This window comes from Butyrivibrio hungatei (genome assembly GCF_900101605.1).
GTDB classification, from domain to species: domain Bacteria; phylum Bacillota; class Clostridia; order Lachnospirales; family Lachnospiraceae; genus Butyrivibrio; species Butyrivibrio hungatei_B.
In genome coordinates this window covers 1-2465 of the sequence record NZ_FMUR01000034.1, presented here as the reverse complement: position 1 = coordinate 2465, position 2465 = coordinate 1, and the positions used below count along the sequence as shown (strand labels likewise).

The following is a 2465-nucleotide window of genomic DNA, read 5'->3' as shown; positions in this document are numbered from 1 at the left end:
TCTTAACTTCCAATAGATTTTGAAACTCAATTGAAAATTTAGGCATAAAAGTCCGGAAAATTCAGCATATCTGTTGATTTTTCGGGCTTTTCTTGTTATAATAATTGAGTAGGTATACATACTTATTATCAGGGAGATATATGGTCAATGTACTATGATTTCAAGGTGAAGATTCCGGCAGAAAAGGGCAAGATTTACACCAGGACAATCAAGGGAGTTGTCTACATCAACTACGAGTATGAACGGGTGTACAAACCGGATAAGAAATATAACATCCCAAAGCGGACCACTATAGGCAAACAGTGCGAGGATGATCCGACAATGATGTATCCTAATCCCAACTATCTAACCTATTTCCCAGACGCGAAGCTTCCAAAGGATCAAGGGCGTGATGATAGGAGTAGCTGTCTTCGCATTGGTTCGTTCCTTGTTATTGAGAAACTGGTGATGGAGAGCATGGTTGATAAGATCATCTCTGGCATATACAACGATGAACGTGGCTCTGGATTATTCCTTGATCTGGCTGCTTATTACATAATAACTGAGAATAATGCTGGTCAGTACTATCCTGATTATGCATACAATCATCCATTGTTTACCCCGAACTATAAGATATATAGCGACTCAACCGTCTCAAAGTTTACCAGTGAGATAACCGTAGATGATAGCGTTGGATTCCAGAATGAGTGGAACTCTATCAAAAAGCATAAGGATAAGATCTACATATCTTATGATTCCACCAACAAGAATTGTCAGGCTGGTGATATAGACTTGGCTGAGTTCGGACATGCCAAGGATGACAAGGGACTTCCTATAATCAATTACTCTATTGCCTACGACAGCAATAACAGGGAACCGCTTTTCTATGAAACATATCCGGGGAGCATAGTTGATATATCACAGCTTCAGATGATGCTTGATAAGGCAGTTGCTTATGGATATAAGAACGCCGGATTTATTCTTGACCGGGGATATTTCAGCAGAGAAAACATAAGGTACATGGATAAATGCGGATATGATTTTGTGATCATGGTAAAGGGAATGAAGTCCTTCACTAATGAGGCTATCAAAAAGGTCAAGGGAACTTTTGAGGATAAAAGGGAATACTCTATCCGCAGATATCAGGTAAGTGGTACAACGGTTGAGACTCCTATATTTTATTCTGATGAGAAGAATAGGTATCTCCATATCTATTACAGTTATGGAAAAGCAGCATCAGAGCGTGAGGCTTTAGAATCCCGTCTGGACAGGATGGCTGCATATCTTGCAAGGCTTGAAGGTCAGCCGGTAGTAATAGATAAGAGTTTTGAGAAGTATTACAGCCTTGAATACTTCCATGAAGGTCAGGAAGACCAGTGCTTTGTCTGTGCGATAGAAAAAACTGATGTAATAGAGGCTGAACTAAAGATGTGCGGATATTTCTGCATTATCACATCTGACAAGATGACCGCCAAAGAGGCACTGGAACTATATAAGAGCAGGGACGCTTCCGAGAAACTGTTCAAAGCTGACAAGAGTTTTCTTGGAAACAGAAGTCTCAGAGTATATACAGGCGATGCTCTTGAGGGAAAGATGCTGATAGCATTTGTGGCACTTATCATCCGTAACCGTATATACACAAAACTCAAGGATGCAGAGGAAGAAATGTTGGAAAAGCCTAATTACATGAATGTACCGGCAGCCATAAGGGAACTTGAGAAGATAGAGATGATAAGACAGGCCGATGGAGTATACAGACTTGACCATGCAGTAACTGCAACACAGAAGACGATACTGAAAGCGTTTGGTATTGATGCTAATTATATAAAACGAAAATCAAAGGAAATCAGCGACTGGCTGAATCCAAAGATACATAAGGTAAAGATTTAAGAGGGAGGACTGACATGGCACGAGGACGAAAGAAGGTATCAACAAGCTCATTGGATGCAAAGATCGAACAACAAAAGGCTGTGATGGAAAAGGCAAAACTTAGGTATGAAGCTGAAAAGGAGGCTCTTGCAGAACTGATAAAACTCCGTAATGAAATGAGGAAGGATGAGCTTATGGCTGCAGTGATCAAGAGCGAGCATTCTTACGAAGAGATCATGGCATTCATAAAAGGAGGGTCATCTGAGGATGAATAAATATAAACCTTCAGAGCGTAAAGTCGATCTATATGATATAGGAGATGGTCTTACACTCGTGAATATAGTTACGAAGAATGAAGCTGGTAAAACAAAAGCAGTTCATACGTATATAGGTTATGAAGGGGACGGTTTTGTTTGCGTTGCTCATTCCGAAGGTCTTGATCAGCCGGGAGTCATTTATAGTTATTCAAGTCATGTCAGGATGCTTAATGCTAATCTTCCATATCTGCTTGATTGTTTCTGGTCTAACGTAAAACAATAAACAGAAACCGGGATTGGAGTTCAATTCCGGCTGAAATTATTTTGGTCATTGAGTGGTAAAAACATTGGAAGTTATGA

General features: G+C 40.1%; 3 protein-coding genes. All 3 read left to right on the top strand.

Annotated elements, in window-relative coordinates; translation table 11 throughout:
- Nucleotides 1-147: 147 nt before the first annotated feature.
- The 3 genes from BLP87_RS15660 to BLP87_RS15650 are packed head-to-tail and all read left to right on the top strand — an operon-like array spanning nt 148 to nt 2388.
- Nucleotides 148-1869, top strand: coding sequence for an IS1634 family transposase (locus BLP87_RS15660; protein ID WP_074463497.1), 1722 nt, complete (start codon nt 148-150; stop codon nt 1867-1869).
- A gap of 14 nt (nt 1870-1883) precedes the next feature.
- Nucleotides 1884-2123, top strand: coding sequence for a hypothetical protein (locus BLP87_RS15655; protein WP_074463496.1), 240 nt, complete (start codon nt 1884-1886; stop codon nt 2121-2123).
- Complete coding sequence (locus BLP87_RS15650) at nt 2116-2388, top strand: hypothetical protein (RefSeq protein WP_074463495.1); 273 nt, start codon at nt 2116-2118, stop codon at nt 2386-2388. The genes BLP87_RS15655 and BLP87_RS15650 overlap by 8 nt, the downstream gene beginning before the upstream one ends.
- Nucleotides 2389-2465 lie beyond the last annotated feature (77 nt).

What these genes read in the sequence shown, in the direction of transcription:
- BLP87_RS15650 (WP_074463495.1), top strand. Translation starts at nt 2,116, where the DNA reads ATGAATAAATATAAACCTTCAGAGCGTAAAGTCGATCTATATGATATA.
- BLP87_RS15655 (WP_074463496.1), top strand. Translation starts at nt 1,884, where the DNA reads ATGGCACGAGGACGAAAGAAGGTATCAACAAGCTCATTGGATGCAAAG.
- BLP87_RS15660 (WP_074463497.1), top strand. Translation starts at nt 148, where the DNA reads ATGTACTATGATTTCAAGGTGAAGATTCCGGCAGAAAAGGGCAAGATT.